The organism is Mycobacterium marseillense (assembly GCF_010731675.1).
Classification (GTDB): Bacteria; Actinomycetota; Actinomycetes; order Mycobacteriales; family Mycobacteriaceae; genus Mycobacterium; species Mycobacterium marseillense.
In genome coordinates, this window is sequence record NZ_AP022584.1 from 3,130,718 (window position 1) to 3,147,384 (window position 16,667).

A 16,667-nucleotide genomic window follows, 5' to 3' on the forward strand; every position below is an offset into this window, starting at 1 on the left:
GGCAGTATCAGTCATTCGGCGACAAGGTTCGCCTCCTAGCGCAGCGTAACCAGCTTTTCGAACGACAGGACGGTCGCCGCGGAATCGCCTCCGCCCAGCGGCCGGTCCCCGCCACTGCCACGGCAGCCGAACGGAGAATATGTTCGCAAGCGAGCAGTGCAGGTGGCTCGGCAGGGTATTCCCCCGCCGGACACCGGCAACTGCGCCGAAAGTAGTCGACCTTGAATCCCGGGGGGCATGGTGAGCCAGAGCAGCGACGACACGCCAACCGGCCCCATCGGCGGCGGGGGCCCGCAGGCGGCCGCGCCCCGCATCATCCGCCCGCACGCCACCGGCGGCACGTTGAACGCCGGGGGGACGGGACGGCGCTGGCCCCTCGTCAGCGACGCGACCGCGGTGGTGCTGCTGGTCGTCGCGGTGTTCCTGCCGTGGAATCTGTACTTCGGCGTCGGGATCCCCGACAGCAATCCGGTCCTGTTCGCGGTGCTGCTCGCGGTGACGGTGCTGGCCGTCGCCGCCGTCGCGGTGGCCGGTTCCTGGCGGTCGGGCGGAGCGCGGCTCAACCCGGCGTCCGCGGCGCGGCTTCGGTTGGGGCTCAACGCCCCCTATCTGCTGCTGGTGCTCGCCGTCGTCGTGTTCGACGTGTACGAGACCATCCGGTTCGGTGGCACGGTCACCGTGCCCGGCGGCGCGGGGCCCGGGGCGTGGGTCGGTGTGGCCGGCTCGCTGCTCAGCGCCCAAGCGGTGCCGGCCGGGCCGGTCCCGGCGGAGGACGAGCACACCGGCTGGCACCGCTGCGCCCGGATCATCGGCGCGGTGTCGATGCTCGCGGCGGTGCTCAGCTTCGGTTTCAACCTGTACTGGCGGGTGCGCTACGCGTTGCAAAGCACCGGCGGCGCGGCGGAATTCGGTAAGCAGAACATCGCGGTGATCGCCACCGCGGTGGTGTACGGGGTGGTGGCGCTGGTCGCGGTGCTGGTCGCCTCGAGATGGCTGCTGCAGCGCACCCGGGCGAGCCGGCTGTCCACCGTCGCGCTGGGGGCGTCGGCGTTGGTCGCCGGGATCCTGGTGTGGATCCTGCCCGTCGGGCGCGACCTCGATGCGTTCCACGGCATCGCGCAGAACACCTCGACCGCCGGGGTGGGGTTCGAGGGTTACCTGGCGTGGGCGGCCGGGGCGGCCATCTTCGCGCCGCGGGCGCTGTTCGGTCGCCGCAGCCCGTCGCCGGCGGAGGAATCCGCGTGGCGGTCCACGACCCGAAATGGCCTGCTGCTTATCGCCGTTTGGGCCGTCGGCTCGATCGCGATGCGGCTCACCGACCTAGTCGTCGGCATCACCTTGAACTATCCGTTCTCCCGGTACGACAGCGTCGTGTTGGCCGTATTCGATCTGGTGACCGCGGCCCTGGCGATCTGGCTGCGCCGTCGCCTGGCCGGCATCTCCGCGCGACTGGTCTCGTCGCTGTGCGGGCTGGTCGCCGCCCTCAGCGTCGCCCGCGTGGTCGTCGGCATCGCGCTGGCGCCGCGGTTCGCGGAATCGCCCAATTCGCCTGCGCAGCATCCGGTTTACGGCAACGATCTCGCCCAGCAGATCACCAGCACCTTCGACGTGACGCTGTGCGGGCTGGCGCTGGGCATCCTGGCGGCCGCCGTCGTGGCCGGACAACTCAGCGGGCGGCGCCTGGCTCGCCGGGCCGCCCGCAAGCGCGCGGCCGACGCCAATGCCGCGGCGCCGACCACCCGGGTCCGCGTGGGCCAGGCCGCCGGGCCGTCGGCCGCGGCCACCACCCGCATCCCCACCGGGGGCCCCGGCGCGGACAGCGACCCGCCCACCGCGGAGATCCCGCCACTGGCCGGCTCCCCCAGGATCTTTCGTGGCGACGACAGTGGAACGCGGCAGATACCTGTTCGGGGGCCCCAGATCTACCGCCCGCCGCAGGCGTAGCGGTTCACCGAAGCGGCGCGAACGCGAATTCGCGCAGCCCGTCGGCCGGCAACACGGCCGCGCGAAAGCCCAGCACCTCGGAGGCCCGCGACGGGTCGGCGACGATGTGGCGCACGTCGCCGCTGCGGTACTGGCCGGTGACCACCGGCGACAGCGAACCGCCCCGCGCGTCGCACAGCGCCGCGGCCACCTCCAAGATCGAAATGGGTTGCCCCGAGCAGACATTGGCCGCCAGGAAACCCTTGTCGTGCTGTAGCGCCGCGACGTTGGCGGCGGCCACGTCGTCGACGTGTACGAAGTCGCGCATCTGGCCGCCGTCCTCGAAAACCCTTGGCGGATCGCCCTTTTCCAGCGACGACCGGAAGATCGCCGCCACCCCCGAATAGGGGGTGTCGCGGGGCATGCCGGGGCCGTAGACGTTGTGGTAGCGCAGCGCCACCACCGAGCCCCCGCTGGCCTCCGACCAGGCCAGCGCGTAGTGCTCCTGCGCGGTCTTGCTGGCCGCATACAGGCTGCGCGGCCGCAGGCAGGCGTCCTCGCCGACGAGGCGCCAGGCCAGCTCCTCCCCGCCGACCGGGCAGCGGTGCTCGAAGGTCCCGGCGTCGAGGTCGGCGCGCCGGCGCGGCAGCGGGTCCACGGGTCCGTGCCGCCGACAGTGATAACTCCCCTGCCCGTACACCACCATCGACGACGCCAGCACCAGGCGCCGCACCCCGGCGGCGAACATCTGCGCCAGCAGCACCGTGGTGGCCAGGTCGTTGTGTCCGCCGTAGGCGGGCGCGTCGGCGGCGTCCACGCCCGCGCCCACCATCGCCGCCTGGTGACACACCACGTCCACGCCGTCCAGGAGCGGGGCCAGCGCGTCGGCGTCGCGCACATCGACCCGGTGACACCCCTTGGGCAACACTGGATTTGGGCCGTGCGCGGCGGGCAGCAAGATGTCGACGGCGACGACGTCGTGCCCCGCTGCCCGCAGCGCGGCGCCCACCCGCGAGCCGATGAACCCGGCCGCACCGGTCAACAGCACCCTCATGGCAGTTCGACGGGCAGCGTCACGCCGGTGTGCGGCAGGCAGTGCGTGCAGGTCCGGTCGGCGGCGACCCCGCCGATGGCCGCGCGTACCAGCGCCTTGAACGGTCCGATGTTGCGTTCGAATTCGGCGAACACGTCGACGGTCTTCACGCCCTCCCCCGCGCTCACACCGGCGTCCAGGTCGGTGACCAACGCTATTGCCGCATAACAGATTTCGAGCTCGCGGGCGAGCACCGCCTCCGGGTATCCGGTCATGTTCACCAGCGAAAACCCGGCCGCGGCGAACCACCGGCTCTCGGCGCGGGTGGAAAAGCGCGGCCCCTGGATCACCACCATGGTGCCGCCGTCAACCACGTCGGGCAGGTCGGTGACCGCGGCGCGCAGCGTCGGGCAGTACGGGTCGGCGAAGTCGACGTGGATCCCGCCGGAGTCGAAATAGGTGTCGGCGCGGCCGCGGGTGCGGTCGACCAGTTGGTCGGGCACCACCATGGCCCCGGGCCCGAGTTCGGGTGTGAGGCTGCCGACCGCGCACGGCGCGAGCACCCGCCGCACGCCGAGTTTGCGCAGCGCCCACATGTTGGCCCGGTACGGCACGGTGTGCGCGGAGAATTCGTGCTTGGCGCCGTGGCGGGGCAGGAACGCGACGTCGTGTCCGCCGATGGCGCCCACGGTGACCGGGGCGCTGGGCGGTCCGTAGGGGGTGTCGACCGTGACGTCGTCGGCGTCGGAACCGAAGAAGGTGTAAAAACCGCTGCCGCCGATGACTCCGAGCATCCGACCATTGTGGTGCATGACCCCGGCGTGACCGCGGCTGCGGGGCCCGCGGCCCCACGGGCCGCACCTGGCAGGATGACGTTGTGGCCAATCTCGGGCAATGGGTTTCCGGTGCGCGGCCGCGGACGTTGCCCAACGCGGTGGCGCCGGTTGTCGCCGGCACCGGCGCCGCGGCCTGGCTGGGATCCGCGGTGTGGTGGAAGGCGCTGCTGGCGCTGGCCGTGGCGCTCGCGCTGACGGTCGGCGTCAACTACGCCAACGACTACTCCGACGGCATCCGCGGCACCGACGACGACCGGGCCGGTCCGGTGCGCCTGGTCGGCTCGCGGCTGGCGGCCCCGCGGGCGGTGCTGGGCGCCGCGGTCGCGAGCCTGACCGTCGGGGCGCTGGCCGGGTTGGCGCTGGCGCTGTTCAGCGCGCCGTGGCTGATCGCGGTGGGCGCGGCCTGCATCGCCGGGGCGTGGTTGTACACCGGCGGCTCGAAACCCTACGGCTACGCCGGTTTTGGCGAGGTCGCGGTGTTCGTGTTCTTCGGCCTGGTCGCCGTGCTCGGCACCCAGTACACGCAGGCGTTGCGGTTTGACTGGGTGGGGCTGCTGCTGGCGGTGTCGGTCGGGGCGCTGTCGTCGTCGGTGCTGGTGGCCAACAACCTGCGCGACATCCCCACCGACGCGCGGTCGGGCAAGATCACCCTCGCGGTGCGGTTGGGCGATGCCCGCACCCGCATCCTGTATCAGGCGCTGCTGGGCACCGCCGGGGTGCTGACCCTGGTGCTCATGGCGGCCACACCGTGGTGCGCCGCCGGGCTGATGGCCACGCCCCTGGCCTTGCGCGCCATGGGCCCGGTGCGCTCCGGGCGCGGCGGCCCCGAGCTGATCCCCGTGCTGCGTGACACCGGTCTGGCGATGGTGGTGTGGGCGATTGCGGTGGCGGCGGCGCTGGCGATGGGTACCTAGAGTGCGAGCAGAGGCAAAGCTCCCCGAAGACCACGCTGGTGGGGTACTTTTGCGTCTGCTCGGGGATAGCGAAGGACCGCAATGAAGCAGATTTCCGCGACCAGCGGGCCCACCAACATCGGCTTGCTCAGCGTCGGGTCATACCGTCCCGAACGCGTGGTGACCAACGACGAGCTCTGCGAAAACATCGACTCCTCCGACGAGTGGATCTATTCGCGCACCGGGATCAAGACGCGCCGGTTCGCCGCGCGCGACGAATCCGTCACCTCGATGGCGACCGAAGCCGGGCGGGAGGCCATCGCCAAGGCGTCCCTCGAGCCGTCCGACGTCGATTGCGTCATCGTCGCCACCAGCACCCATTTCACCCAGACCCCCGCGTGCGCGCCGGCGGTCGCGACGGCGCTGGGCGCGGGCGGCGTGCCCGCTTTCGACGTCTCGGCCGGGTGCGCGGGCTTCGGCTACGCGCTCGGCGTCGCGGCCGACATGGTTCGCGGCGGGACGGCCGCCAAGGTGCTGGTCCTGGGCTCGGAGAAGCTGTCACCCACCGTCGACATGCAAGACCGCAGCAACTGCTTCATCTTCGCCGACGGCGCGGCCGGAGTCATGGTGGGCGAGACGCCGACGCAGGGCATCGGGCCGACCGTCTGGGGCAGCGACGGCAGCCAGGCCACGGCCATCCGTCAGGACATCGAGTGGATCGACTTCCTGGACAACCGCACCGGCGAGCGCCCGTACCTGCGGCTCGAGGGCAGCGCGGTGTTCCGGTGGGCGGCGTTCGAGATGGGCAAGGTCGGCCAGCAGGCCATGGACGCGGCGGGGATCCGGCCCGACGAGATCGACGTCTTCGTGCCGCACCAAGCCAACAGCCGAATCAACGAGATTTTGGCCAAGAGCCTCGAGCTGCGGCCGGACGCGGTGCTGGCCAACGACATCGAGCACACGGGAAACACCTCGGCGGCGTCCATCCCGTTGGCCATGGCGGAGGTGCTGGCGACCGGGGCCGCCAAGGCCGGCGACCTGGCCCTGCTGATCGGTTACGGCGCCGGCCTGAGCTATGCCGCCCAGGTCGTCCGGCTGCCCAACGGCTGAGCGCTTACCCGTCCTCGGGCGCCTCGTCGGGCGCCGCGTCCCCGTGCAGCCGGGCCTGCAGCAGCTCGCGCTCCCGTCGGCGCCGTTCGCCGGCGATCGCCAGCGCCGCGGTGGCGCGCCGGCGCAGCGGCCCGAACACCCAGATGCCCAGCGGCATCGCGATGATCAGCGCGAACAGCGCGGCCACCACCAGAGGGAACTGCGTGATGCCCGCGAGCCGCGCGACGCCGTAGATCACGGCGGTGAGCACGACCGCCAGCAGCAAGCGTGCCGTCATGTATGCCAAAACGGGGATGACGACGTGGTTTTCGGCGGGTTCGCCCTCCGCGCCGTTTGCCGGGCCCCCGCTGCTGTTGTCGCTACCTTCTTGTGACACAGCCAAAGCCTACGGCGCGGGTATATTCGCCCGAAGGAGGTGTTGTGTGGTCTACCTGCTGCTCGTCGTGATTTTGGGGACGCTGATCTATGTCGGCTGGCGTGCCGCGCGGTCCCAGGTCCACCGACCGAAGACGCGCGTGATCGGCCCCGACGACGATCCGGATTTCCTGCGGCGGTTAGGCCACGGCGACAACAACCCGCGCTAGCTAGCCCGATGGCGGCGGCCCGCTACGCCCGACTCGCCGCGCTTGCGACCGCCGCTAGTTTCATGGCGGCGGCCCGCTACGCCCGACTCGCCGCGCTTGCGACCGCCGCTAGTTTCATGGCGGCGGCCCGCTACGCCCGACTCGCCGCGCTTGCGACCGCCGCTAGCCCAGGACTCCCGGGTTGCGCTGGTCGCCGGGGAAACCGTCGGCGACGATGGCGGCCAGCTCGGTGAGCGCTTCGCGGGTCGGCCGCCGCAACCGCTCCAGGTCGATCTCGGCGCCCTCCTCCAGGTGCGGGTCGAACGGCACCAGCTGGACCGCGCGGCAGCGCCGGGAGAAGTGCTCGATCACCTTGTTCATGTCGATCTTGCCCGGGCGCGGGCGCACCCCGTTGATGACCGCGATCGAATTGCGGACCAGGTCCTCGTGGCCGTGGGCGTCCAGCCAGTCCAGCGTGGCCGACGCGCTGCGCGCGCCGTCGATCGACGCCGAGCTGACGACCACCAGGGCGTCAGCCTTGTCCAGCACCGACTTCATCACCGAGTGCAACAGGCCGGGGCCGCAGTCGGTGAGCACCAGGCCGTAGAACCGTTCCAAGATGTCCAGGATCCGCCCGTAGTCCTCGGCGCTGAATGCCTCCGAGATGGCGGGGTCGGTCTCCGACGCGAGCACCTCCAGGCCGCTGGGACCCTTCGAGGTGTAGCGGCGCACGTCGCTGTAGCGCTCGATGGTTCCGGCGTCGTGCAGCAGCTGACGCACGGTCGCGGAGGTCTCCAGCGGGATCTTCTGGCTCAGCGTGCCGCGGTCGGGGTTGGCGTCCACGGCCACCACCCGGTCACCGCGAATGGAGGCGAAGGTGGCGCCCAGCGTCGCGGCGATCGTCGTCTTGCCGACACCGCCCTTCAGCGACAGGAAAGCCACCCGGTACGAGCCCCGCAACGGCCGGTTCACCTGGGCGACCAGGTTGTTGTAGCGGCTGGCCCGCGGGCTTTCGCCCAGATTGATCAGCCCGCCGGAGGCCTTGTACAGCAGTAGACGCCAGCCGTCGGACGGCGGCGGCTGGACCGGTCGCAGCAGCATGCCGGTGGACAGCTCCGGGTACGGCGTGTGCGGCAGGTGCTCCGGGCGTTGCGGCGCCCCCTGAATCTGGGTGGGCGGGGCGTCCGGGCCGGCGTAGTAGGCGCCGTAGGCCGTCGGGTCGACGCGCGGTATGCCGGTGACCGGCGTGGAGTCCCACGGCGGCATGGCGCCGGGCCGCGGCGCGGTGGGCGGGGCGGCCTGCTGGTGCTCCGGGCCGGGGCCCCGGCGTTCGGTGCGGAATCCGGCGAAGGCGCGAGTCGGGGCTTCAGCACCCGAGCCGCCCGCCTCCGACTGCGGTTCGGCCGCGTCCTGCTGGCCGGGCGCCGATGACGTCTGTGGGGGAATTTGCGAGGTTGGTTGTTCGGGCGCCCCCACGCCCGCCGTTGGATGCTCGGACACTGCATTCCCCCTTGTTGTGCGCTAGATCGTGCGCTATTCCGTTGTGTGCATTATTCGGGGCGGTTGTTCGCTCTCACCCGACGCCCGCATAGGAATGCAGGCCGACAGTCACCAGATTAACGAAGAACAAATTGAAGACCATCGCCACAAAGCCCGCGACGTTGATCCAGGCGGCTTTGCGGTCCCGCCATCCGGCGGTCGACCTGGCGTGCAGGTAGGCGGCGTAAATCACCCACGCGACGAAGGACACGGTCTCTTTGGGGTCCCAGCCCCAATACCTGCCCCAGGCCTCTTCGGCCCAGATAGCCCCGAAAATGACCCCGAATCCGAAGACCGGGAACGCGAAGATCGTCGTGCGGTAGGCGATGCGGTCCAGGGTCTCCGCGTCGGGGAAGCGCCGCACCAGCCGGGCCGCGGCGGTATCGGTGCCGGCGTCGCCCAACCGCGAGGTGCGCAGCAGGAACAGGATGCTGGCGATCCCGGCGACCAGGAACACACCGGATCCCAGGCTGACGACCGACACGTGGATGGGCAGCCAGTAGGACTGCAGCGCGGGCATCACCGGCGCGGCGTTGGTGTAGAGCCAGCGTCCCGACACCGTGAGCAGGATCAGCACCGGCAGCAGCAGGAAGACCCACAGCGGGCGGTACTGGGGGCGGCGCAGCACCACGGCCCCGGCGATCAACCCGCACAGGCAGGTCAGGTTGATGAATTCGTACATGTTGCCCCACGGCACCCGCACGGTGGCCAGGCCGCGCAGCGCCAGGCAGGCGAACAGCAGGCCGATGCCCAGGTACACCACGGACAACCCGGCCCGCCCGACGCGCTCGTCGATCGGGCGCTGGGTGGACTGTTCGACCACGCCGGGGGTTGCGGAGTCGGCGCTCACCGCGCCGGCCAGGACCCGGGCGCGCTGGTCCGCGCGGCGCCCGGCGGCGTACGCCAGCTCGAAGGCCAGCAGCAGCAGCGCGATGACCAGCGCGACGACGGCCGACGTGAACGCCCAGTCCGAGTAGCGCGCCAGCTCGACGTTGACGTGCAGCGTGTTCATGTGACGTCCACCTGAGAACTCCTTTGGGACGCGGGGGGCGTCTCGGCGCGCCCGGCCTCGCCCAATCCGTCCAGCAATCGCTCGGTCAATCGCTCGAACTCGTCGCCCCAGCCGGAGTTGTCGGTGCGCGCCAGCCCGCCCAGCTCGACGTTCACGGTACCGGGTGCCCCACCGGCGTCAGGCGTCAGACGGACCCACACCCGGCGGCGGCGCACCAGCAGCGACACCAGCAGACCGCCCATCATCGTGATCGCGAAGACGAGCACCCAGGTCTGGCCGGGGTCGTGGGAGACCTGGAGATTGACGAACGGCACAGCGCCGACGAAGCGGATCACGGTGCCGGCCGCAGGCCCCTGGTCGATCCGGACCGCCTGGCCCGCGCGCAGGTTGACCCGCTTCTCCTTGGTCAACCGGCCCTGCTCGATGAGCCGGGGATCCAGGGTGAACAGCGACTGGGGCCGGCCGGTGTCCAGCCCGGTGTCGCCGCGATAAATGTCGACGGCCACCGCGGGGGCGTTCAGGGCCGGGAACCGCGACGACAGCAACGCGCCGTCCAGCTGCTCGGTCGGCGCCAGCAGGCCCTGGATCGCGATTTGATGCTGGCGGCGCTCCGCCGGGGTGGGATAGCTGCCGGCCGGCGGATCGATGCGGGCCACACCCGAGGAGAGGAGGGTCTGCGGATTGTCGGGCCGCCACTGCACGGTCGACGTGCGGATCTGCCCATCCGGGAACGTAACGCTGAAGGTGGGCGCGTAGCCGTGGCCCTGCAGGTACACCCGGTCGCCGCCGAGCCGCAGCGGGTGGTTGACCTCGAGCCGGTAGGGCCGCCAGGTGTTGGCGGTCAGGTCCTTGCCGGACTGGTAGGCGATGTTCGCCGCGAACGAGGTGGCTTGCCCGGACGGCAGGTAGTGCGCCTCGAAGTCGTCGACCCGGATGCACAGCGGGTGCAGCGAGGTGCCGTCGACGGTGTTGCCGGCCCGGAACGAGTCGAACGCGGCCGGCGACGCCGAACAGAAGCCGGGGCCGCCGTCGGCGATGACGATCACGTTGCCCTCGTAGCCGAACAGCTTGCCGACGGCCACCGCGGCCAGCAGGCCCAGCAGCGAGAAGTGGAAGACGATGTTGCCGAACTCGCGCAGGTAGCCCTTTTCGGCGGAGACCTCCACGACGTCCGGGGTGGCCGCGTCGGCGCCGTCGTCGTGGCGGATGGCGGTGCGCCAGCCGCGCAGCCGGTCGGTGATCGAGTTCGCCAGTGCGTTCAGCTCGGCGGCGCCGGCCTGGACCTGGTGGCTGGCGTGTTTGGGCAGCCGGGCCAGGTTGCGCGGGGCGGCGACCGGGGTGGACCGCAGGCTGCGAGCGTGCTCGATCATCCGGGGGGTGAGGCAGCCGACCAGGGACACGAACAGCAGCACGTAGATGGCGGTGAACCAGAAGCTGGAGAACACGTTGAAGGCCTGCAACCGGTCCAGCCAGGGCCCGATCACCGGGTGGGCCTTCAGGTAGTCGTCGACCTTGCCGGCGTTGAGGTTGCGCTGCGGCAACAGCGCGCCGGGGATCGCGCCGAGCGCGAGCAGGAACAGGAGCACCAGTGCGGTGCCCATCGAGGTGAGCGCGCGCCAGGTGTTGCGTGTCCAGGCGATCAATTGCCTCAAATCGGCAGCCTCACGTCGGACACGAACGCGTCGCGCAGCCAGGAGACGAAGTCGTTCCATACCCCGGTGACCAGCAGGGCGCCAACCGTGATCAGCAGGACGCCGCCGAACACCTGGATGGCCCGGGTGTGGCGGCGCAGCCAGCTCAGGCCCGCCACTGCGCCGGCCGAGCCGAACGCCAACAGGACGAACGGGATTCCCAGGCCCAGGCAGTACGCGATCACCAGCAGGATGCCGCGCGCCACGCTGGCGCCGTCGGTGGCCGAGGCGACGGTGATCACGCCGGCCAGCGTCGGCCCCAGGCACGGCGTCCAGCCCAGCGCGAACACCGCGCCCAGCACCGGGGCCCCGGCGACCGTGGTCAGCTGCCGCGGGCTGAACCGGGCCTGACGCTGCAGGGCCGGGATGAGCCCGACGAACACCAGCCCCATCACGATGGTCAGCACGCCACCGGCCCGCTGCAGCAGCAGCTGGTTGGTGATCAGCGCGGTCGTCATGCCGAGGACCGCGACGGTGCCCAGGATGAACACCGTGGTGAACCCGGCGACGAACAGTGCCGCCGATCCGGCGACCCGCCAGCGGGCACCCGGCGGGGACTTGACCGCTCCGGGGGACGGCTGTTCGTCCACGCCCACGACCGCGGCCAGGTAGGACAGGTAGCCGGGTACCAGCGGCACCACGCACGGCGACGCGAACGACACCAGCCCGGCCAAAAGGCACGCGCCGAGCGCCACCAAAAGCGGTCCGGCGGCGGCGATCTGGGTGAAGCCGGTCATTCCCGGGCCAATCGCTGCACCACGGGCTGCAGGTCGGTCGCCAGCATCTCGCGCAAAAAGACCGCCGCGACGCGGTGCTGGCGGTCCAGCACCAGCGTGGACGGGATCACGGTGGTGGGGTATTTGCCGCCGAACGCGATCAAAGTGCGCATGGCCGGGTCGTAGATCGACGGGAACGTGACGTGGCGGTCGTTGACGAAGTCCAGCGCGGCCTGCCGGTTGTTGTCGCGGACGTCGATGCCGAGAAAGGACACCCCGGCGCCGCGGGTGACGTCATACACCTGCTGCAGCTGGGTGACCTCGGCGCGGCACGGTCCGCACCACTGCCCCCAGATGTTGATGACCACCACCCGGCCGGCGAAGATCGGGTCGTCCAGCGACATCGTGTGCGCGGGGTCGGCGAGGTCGGGGCCCGACAGCGGGCCGGGGCGGCCGCGGCTCGACGGCGGGTCGTAGTAGATGTCGGTCTTGCCGCCGGGCGAGACGAATTCGAAGGTGCCGCCCTGGGCGACCGCGTCATGACCGGAGGAGCAGCCGGCGAGCAGGCTCGTCAGCAAGACCCCGGCCATCGCCTGTCGCCAGAAGGTCATGGGGCCGCCGGCTCGGAGTACTCGACGCCGGCCAGCCGGTCGCCGTCGTAGACCAGGGTGGTCACCGACGCGAGGCCGCATTGACGGCGCCGCGGGTCGTGCCACAGCCGCTGACCGGTCACGTGCAGGCGCAGCGTCCACACCGGCAGCTGGTGGCTGACGCACACCACCTCGTGACCGGCGCCGCGGGCGCGGGCCTTGTCCACCGCCGTCTCCATCCGCGCCGCGATCTCGGCGTAGGGCTCACCCCACGACGGCCGCAACGGGTTGCGCAGCTGCCACCACACCCTGGGGTCGCGCCAGGCGCCGTCGCCGGGGCTGACGCGGCGGCCCTGGAAGAAGTTGGCGGATTCGATCAGGTCCGGGTCGCTGTCGACGGGAAGGCCGTGTTTGGCGGCGATGGGCGCGGCGGTTTCCTGGGCGCGCTGCAGGGGCGAGGCGATCACCGCGACGATGTCGCGGTCCGCGAGCGCGTCGGCCACCGCGGCCGCCTGCGCCCGGCCCGCCTCGGACAGGTGAAACCCGGGCAGCCGCCCGTAAAGGACGCCGCTCGGGTTGTACACCTCGCCGTGCCGCACGACGTGCACCCGGGTTTGCTCGGCCATCTACGATTTCCCCTCGTCGGCTTCGGCGGCGGCCCGCGCCGCGCCCGGCAGCGCCCCGGCGATGCGGTCGAAGGCGCCGTCGTCCAGTGCGGTCGAAACGAACCACGCTTCGAAGGCACTGCACGGCGGGTAGACGCCCGCGTCCAGCAGCGCATGAAAGAACGGTGGGTAACGCCAGGTCTGGCTGGCCCGCGCGGAGGCGAAGTCCGTGATCGGCGTTTCCGAGAAGAACACGCTGAGCATGTTGCCGGCCCGCGGAATCTGGTGCGCTACACCGGCATTCGTCAACGCCTCGGAGAACAGCCCGGCCAGACGGTCGGCGTTGGCATCCAGCGTCTGGTAGGCCGCGGCGTCGGCATTGCGCAGGGTCGCCAGCCCGGCGGCCATCGCGACCGGGTTTCCTGACAGGGTGCCGGCCTGATACACCGGGCCCAGCGGCGCCAGCCGCTCCATCACCTCGGCCCGCCCGCCGAAGGCCGCGGCCGGCAATCCGCCGCTCATCACCTTGCCGAAGGTAAACAGGTCGGCATCGACCGGATCGATTCCGTACCAACCACTTCGGCTGACCCGAAAGCCCGTCATCACCTCGTCGATGATCAGCAGCGCGCCGTGCTCGGCGGTGATCGTCCGCAGCGCCGCGTTGTAGCCGGACGCGGGGGGAACCACCCCCATGTTGCCGGGGCTCGCTTCGGTGATCACCGCGGCGATCTGGTCGCCGAACCGGGCGAACGTCTGGCGCACGGCGTCGATGTCGTTGTAGGGCAACACGATGGTGTCGGCCGCCGTCGCCCCGGTCACGCCCGGTGAGGACGGCAGACCCAGCGTCGCCACCCCGGAGCCCGCGTCGGCGAGCAGCGCGTCGACATGGCCGTGGTAGCAGCCGGAGAACTTGATGACCTTGGCCCGGCCGGTGAAGCCGCGGGCCAGCCGCACCGCGCTCATGGTGGCCTCGGTGCCGGAGTTGACCAGTCGGATCCGGTCGACCGGTGCCACCCGCGCGATCATCTCGGCGGCCAGCTCGCTCTCCGCCGGGGTGGGCGCCCCGAACGACAGGCCCGAGGCGGCGGCCTGGGTGACGGCGTCGACCACGGCGGGGTGGGCGTGGCCCAGGATCATCGGTCCCCACGAGCAGACGAGGTCCACGTAGCGGTTGCCGTCGGCGTCGGTCAGCCAGCATCCGCGTGCCTGCGTGATGAACGGCGGTGTCCCGCCCACCGCGGTGAACGCGCGGACGGGGGAATTCACCCCGCCGGGGATGACGGCGCAGGCGTCCTCGAACAGCCGCGCCGAGGTCGCCGTGGCCCGAGGCGTTCCCGTGGCGTGCGCGGGCGCCCGATCACTGCTTCCCATGATGACTAGTGTCCCAGCCTTCGCGGGCCGTCCAACTACAGGGTGTAGCAGGACCGGGCCGGTCCGCCGGTCAGGCGTGGTGCTCGCCGGCTTCCTGCGCCTTTTGGTAGTCGCGGCGCGCGGCGTCGTTCCTTTTGCGCGGAGCGCTGGTGCGCGGCGACATCGCCGAGGTGCTGGGCGGCCTCGTTCCCCGCCGCCTCGCCCGTGAGACGTCAGTAAACCCAATCGGGCGCCAAATATCGGGTTGTCCTGCGGCCGGGCCTGCGAGTTGGATGAGAGCATGCAACTCCCACAAGGACTTGCCCGGTTCAACCGTCACGTCACCAACCCGATTCAGCGGATGTGGGCCGGTTGGCTCCCGTCGTTCGGGATCGTGGAGCACGTGGGGCGGCGCTCCGGCAAGTCGTACCGCACACCCGTGAACGTGTTCAGCACCGAGGTCAACGGCAAGCCCGGGGTGGCGATCCTGCTGACCTACGGGCCCAACCGGGATTGGCTGAAGAACCTCGCCGCGGCGGGCGGCGGGCGCCTGCGCAGCAGGGGCAAAACCGTGGGCATCGCCGATCCGCGCGTGGTCTCCAAGGCGGAGGCGGCCGCATACGTGACGCGCGGGGTGCGACGGGTGTTCGCTAGGCTGCCGTTCGAGCAAGCGGTATTGCTCACCCGGACCTCCTGACATCGCGGGTGGTGCGGATCGCGGGGATCGTCGAGCGGGCGGTCGGCCTCGACGGCGGCCGGCGCGGGGGGCCCGCCAACGCGGTGGTCAACTTCTCCGGCCACACGGTCTCGTTGGTCGCGGTGATCTCCGACGTGGTCCGGGGCGGGCGGCCCGTGGCGGGCGTCGCGTTCAACTCGATCGGGCGGTTTGCGCAGAGCGGGATCCTGCGCGACCGGATGATTCCGCGGGTGCTGGCCGCGTCCCCCGACACCCTGCTGGATGCGGCCGGGTTCCTCGACCCCGCCGCGGTCGCGGGGTGCGCGCTGACCGACGAGAAACCCGGCGGTCATGGGGACCGGGCGGCCGCGGCGGGCGCGCTGGAACTGGCGTGCTGGGACCTGAACGCCAAACTGCGCGACGAGCCCGCCTGCGTCACGATCGCGCGCGACGCCGGGAGAGTCCCCGCGCCGACCGTGCCGGTGTATGCGGCCGGCGGCTACTACTACGCCGAGGGCGGCGCCGAGCAGCTGCGCGCCGAAATGCGCGGGTACCTCGACCTCGGCTACGACGCGATCAAGATGAAGATCGGCGGCGCCGCGCTCGGCGAAGACCTGACGCGGATCGAGGCCGTCATCGACATCGTCGGCGACGCGGGACGGGTCGCGGTCGACGCGAACGGCCGCTTCGACCGGGACGAGGCCACCCGCTGGGCCGCCGCGCTGGCCCCCTATGGCCTGCGCTGGTACGAAGAGCCGGGCGATCCCCTGGATTACGCGCTGCACCGCGCGGTGACCGACTGCTATGACGGCGCGGTGGCCACCGGCGAGAACCTGTTCTCGGCGCCGGACGTGACCAATCTGGTGCGCTACGGGGGCATGCGGCCGAATCGTGATGTCTTCCAGATGGATCCGGGGCTGAGCTACGGGGTGGGCGAGTACCTGCGGATGCTCGACGTCCTCGAGGCCCACGGCTTTGATCGCCGCTTCGCCTTTCCGCACGGCGGGCACCTGATCAACCTGCACGTCGCCGCCGGGCTCGGCCTGGGCGGGTGTGAGGCTTACCCCGGCGTGTTCGCGCCGTTCGGCGGCTATTCCGAGGCCTGCGCGGTCTCGGAGGGACGGATCGCGCCGACGGACGCCGCCGGGTTCGGTCTCGAGGAAAAGGCGGGCCTGGCCGAACTGATCGCGGAGCTGACCGGAGGGTGCGGATGAAGATCGCCGTGATCGGTTGTGGGGCAATGGGTTCCATCTATGCAGCCAGGCTGGCGACCGCGGGTAACGACGTGCTGGCCATCGACCGCCACGAACCCAGCATCGAACGGATCAGCCGCGACGGCCTGCGGGTCACGGGCCCAGGCTACGACCGGGTGGTGCCGCTGCGGGCCAGCACCACCGCGCCGGACGTGCCGATGGACTTGATCGTGCTGGCGGTCAAGGCTGCCGACGTGACAGTCGGTGCGCGGCAAGCCCTTCCGATGCTGGGGCCGGCCACGCCGGTACTGACCATCCAGAACGGTTTGGGGTCGGCCGAAACCGTCGCGGACATCGTCGGCGCCGAGCGGGTCGCCGTCGGGATCGCCAGCGGGTTCGGGGCCTCGCGGGTGTCCCCCGGCCACGTGCATCACAACGCCATGCGCGCGATGCGTTTCGGCGCCTACTCCTCGCTGCCGCACGCGACGGTCGAGGCGATCGCGCGGGCCTGGGCCGACGCCGGATTCGATGCCGCCGCGGTCACCGACATCGCCGTCATGCAGTGGGAGAAGCTCATCTGCAACGCCGCCTACAGCGCGCCGTGCGCGCTGACCGGCCTGACCGTCGGCCAGGTGATGGACGACCCGGAGATGGGGGCGGTCAGCCAGGCCGCCGCGACAGAGGCGTGGACCGTCGCCCGCGCGTCCGGCATCGCGGTCGCCGTGACCGACCCCGTCGCGCACGTTCGCGCCTTCGGCGCTCAGATGCCCGACGCCAAACCGTCGGCGCTACTGGACCACGAGGCGCGCCGCGTCAGCGAGGTCGACGTCATCAACGGCGCGGTGCCCCGCCAAGGAGCACGGGTTGGCGTCGCGGCGCCGGTGAACGCCACGCTGACCGCGTTGATCAAGGCGATCGAACGGCGGTGGGGCTGACC

The 16,667-nt window shown here is 71.2% G+C and carries 17 protein-coding genes; 7 read left to right on the forward strand and 10 right to left on the reverse strand.

All coding sequences use genetic code 11. The annotated features are described in order from the left end of the window. Positions 1-237 precede the first annotated feature (237 nt). A complete protein-coding gene (locus G6N26_RS14320) occupies positions 238-1,944 on the forward strand; it encodes a DUF7937 domain-containing protein (protein ID WP_083018357.1) in 1,707 nt (568 codons plus the stop codon). A 4-nt stretch (positions 1,945-1,948) separates the two neighbouring features. On the opposite strand, the gene G6N26_RS14325 is transcribed toward G6N26_RS14320, so the two are convergent. Both G6N26_RS14325 and G6N26_RS14330 read right to left on the reverse strand, forming a co-directional pair. After that, on the reverse strand, positions 1,949-2,977 hold the full coding sequence (locus G6N26_RS14325) for an NAD-dependent epimerase/dehydratase family protein (RefSeq protein ID WP_067166836.1): 1,029 nt from the start codon (positions 2,975-2,977) through the stop codon (positions 1,949-1,951). Continuing rightward, the gene (locus G6N26_RS14330; RefSeq protein ID WP_067166833.1) at positions 2,974-3,750 is read right to left on the reverse strand and encodes an S-methyl-5'-thioadenosine phosphorylase; all 777 of its coding nucleotides are present in this window, start codon (positions 3,748-3,750) and stop codon (positions 2,974-2,976) included. The genes G6N26_RS14325 and G6N26_RS14330 overlap by 4 nt, the downstream gene beginning before the upstream one ends. Before the next feature lie 83 nt (positions 3,751-3,833). Here G6N26_RS14330 and G6N26_RS14335 point away from each other — a divergent pair, with 83 nt between their 5' ends. Continuing rightward, positions 3,834-4,706: a 1,4-dihydroxy-2-naphthoate polyprenyltransferase gene (locus tag G6N26_RS14335; protein WP_067166830.1), complete on the forward strand. Its 873-nt coding sequence runs from the start codon at positions 3,834-3,836 to the stop codon at positions 4,704-4,706. Between the two features lie 81 nt (positions 4,707-4,787). Further along, positions 4,788-5,795 (forward strand): beta-ketoacyl-ACP synthase III, encoded by a 1,008-nt coding sequence (locus tag G6N26_RS14340; protein ID WP_067166826.1) that lies wholly within the window; start codon positions 4,788-4,790, stop codon positions 5,793-5,795. A gap of 4 nt (positions 5,796-5,799) precedes the next feature. Here the strand turns inward: G6N26_RS14340 and G6N26_RS14345 are convergent, their stop codons facing one another. After that, complete coding sequence (locus tag G6N26_RS14345) at positions 5,800-6,171, reverse strand: DUF4229 domain-containing protein (RefSeq protein WP_067166822.1); 372 nt, start codon at positions 6,169-6,171, stop codon at positions 5,800-5,802. A gap of 46 nt (positions 6,172-6,217) precedes the next feature. On the opposite strand from G6N26_RS14345, the gene G6N26_RS14350 reads away from it, so the two are divergent. Beyond that, the gene (locus G6N26_RS14350; protein ID WP_008261085.1) at positions 6,218-6,379 is read left to right on the forward strand and encodes a hypothetical protein; all 162 of its coding nucleotides are present in this window, start codon (positions 6,218-6,220) and stop codon (positions 6,377-6,379) included. Between the two features lie 162 nt (positions 6,380-6,541). On the opposite strand, the gene G6N26_RS14355 is transcribed toward G6N26_RS14350, so the two are convergent. The 7 genes from G6N26_RS14355 to hemL all read right to left on the reverse strand — a co-directional run bounded on the left by G6N26_RS14355 (position 6,542) and on the right by hemL (position 13,882). Continuing rightward, positions 6,542-7,858 (reverse strand): MinD/ParA family ATP-binding protein, encoded by a 1,317-nt coding sequence (locus tag G6N26_RS14355; RefSeq protein ID WP_083018359.1) that lies wholly within the window; start codon positions 7,856-7,858, stop codon positions 6,542-6,544. Between the two features lie 73 nt (positions 7,859-7,931). After that, entirely contained in the window at positions 7,932-8,909 is a 978-nt protein-coding gene (gene ccsB / locus G6N26_RS14360; protein ID WP_067164913.1) for a c-type cytochrome biogenesis protein CcsB, read from the reverse strand. Beyond that, complete coding sequence (gene resB, locus G6N26_RS14365) at positions 8,906-10,510, reverse strand: cytochrome c biogenesis protein ResB (RefSeq protein ID WP_083018419.1); 1,605 nt, start codon at positions 10,508-10,510, stop codon at positions 8,906-8,908. Before resB ends, ccsB begins: the two co-directional genes overlap by 4 nt. A 47-nt stretch (positions 10,511-10,557) precedes the next feature. Continuing rightward, on the reverse strand, positions 10,558-11,337 hold the full coding sequence (locus G6N26_RS14370) for a cytochrome c biogenesis CcdA family protein (RefSeq protein ID WP_067164911.1): 780 nt from the start codon (positions 11,335-11,337) through the stop codon (positions 10,558-10,560). Next, on the reverse strand, positions 11,334-11,927 hold the full coding sequence (locus tag G6N26_RS14375) for a TlpA disulfide reductase family protein (RefSeq protein ID WP_067164908.1): 594 nt from the start codon (positions 11,925-11,927) through the stop codon (positions 11,334-11,336). Before G6N26_RS14375 ends, G6N26_RS14370 begins: the two co-directional genes overlap by 4 nt. Continuing rightward, on the reverse strand, positions 11,924-12,532 hold the full coding sequence (locus G6N26_RS14380; RefSeq protein ID WP_083018361.1) for a histidine phosphatase family protein: 609 nt from the start codon (positions 12,530-12,532) through the stop codon (positions 11,924-11,926). Before G6N26_RS14380 ends, G6N26_RS14375 begins: the two co-directional genes overlap by 4 nt. Further along, the gene (gene hemL, locus G6N26_RS14385) at positions 12,533-13,882 is read right to left on the reverse strand and encodes a glutamate-1-semialdehyde 2,1-aminomutase (protein ID WP_067164903.1); all 1,350 of its coding nucleotides are present in this window, start codon (positions 13,880-13,882) and stop codon (positions 12,533-12,535) included. A 280-nt stretch (positions 13,883-14,162) separates the two neighbouring features. Between hemL and G6N26_RS14390 the strand changes: the two genes are divergently transcribed. From G6N26_RS14390 to G6N26_RS14400, 3 genes are read left to right on the forward strand one after another with little or no spacing between them, the layout of a single operon-like run. Then, the gene (locus tag G6N26_RS14390; RefSeq protein WP_067164898.1) at positions 14,163-14,558 is read left to right on the forward strand and encodes a nitroreductase family deazaflavin-dependent oxidoreductase; all 396 of its coding nucleotides are present in this window, start codon (positions 14,163-14,165) and stop codon (positions 14,556-14,558) included. Between the two features lie 8 nt (positions 14,559-14,566). Continuing rightward, positions 14,567-15,751, forward strand: coding sequence for an enolase C-terminal domain-like protein (locus G6N26_RS14395; protein WP_083018363.1), 1,185 nt, complete (start codon positions 14,567-14,569; stop codon positions 15,749-15,751). Beyond that, the gene (locus G6N26_RS14400; RefSeq protein WP_083018366.1) at positions 15,748-16,665 is read left to right on the forward strand and encodes a ketopantoate reductase family protein; all 918 of its coding nucleotides are present in this window, start codon (positions 15,748-15,750) and stop codon (positions 16,663-16,665) included. Before G6N26_RS14395 ends, G6N26_RS14400 begins: the two co-directional genes overlap by 4 nt. Positions 16,666-16,667: the final 2 nt, after the last annotated feature.

Excerpts from the sequence above, each read along its gene's own strand:
- G6N26_RS14370 (WP_067164911.1), bottom strand. The coding sequence starts at position 11,337 with ATGACCGGCTTCACCCAGATCGCCGCCGCCGGACCGCTTTTGGTGGCG.
- G6N26_RS14340 (WP_067166826.1), top strand. The coding sequence starts at position 4,788 with ATGAAGCAGATTTCCGCGACCAGCGGGCCCACCAACATCGGCTTGCTC.
- G6N26_RS14400 (WP_083018366.1), top strand. The coding sequence starts at position 15,748 with ATGAAGATCGCCGTGATCGGTTGTGGGGCAATGGGTTCCATCTATGCA.
- ccsB (WP_067164913.1), bottom strand. The coding sequence starts at position 8,909 with ATGAACACGCTGCACGTCAACGTCGAGCTGGCGCGCTACTCGGACTGG.
- G6N26_RS14390 (WP_067164898.1), top strand. The coding sequence starts at position 14,163 with ATGCAACTCCCACAAGGACTTGCCCGGTTCAACCGTCACGTCACCAAC.
- G6N26_RS14320 (WP_083018357.1), top strand. The coding sequence starts at position 238 with ATGGTGAGCCAGAGCAGCGACGACACGCCAACCGGCCCCATCGGCGGC.
- G6N26_RS14325 (WP_067166836.1), bottom strand. The coding sequence starts at position 2,977 with ATGAGGGTGCTGTTGACCGGTGCGGCCGGGTTCATCGGCTCGCGGGTG.
- G6N26_RS14330 (WP_067166833.1), bottom strand. The coding sequence starts at position 3,750 with ATGCTCGGAGTCATCGGCGGCAGCGGTTTTTACACCTTCTTCGGTTCC.
- resB (WP_083018419.1), bottom strand. The coding sequence starts at position 10,510 with ATGGGCACCGCACTGGTGCTCCTGTTCCTGCTCGCGCTCGGCGCGATC.
- hemL (WP_067164903.1), bottom strand. The coding sequence starts at position 13,882 with ATGGGAAGCAGTGATCGGGCGCCCGCGCACGCCACGGGAACGCCTCGG.
- G6N26_RS14375 (WP_067164908.1), bottom strand. The coding sequence starts at position 11,927 with ATGACCTTCTGGCGACAGGCGATGGCCGGGGTCTTGCTGACGAGCCTG.
- G6N26_RS14380 (WP_083018361.1), bottom strand. The coding sequence starts at position 12,532 with ATGGCCGAGCAAACCCGGGTGCACGTCGTGCGGCACGGCGAGGTGTAC.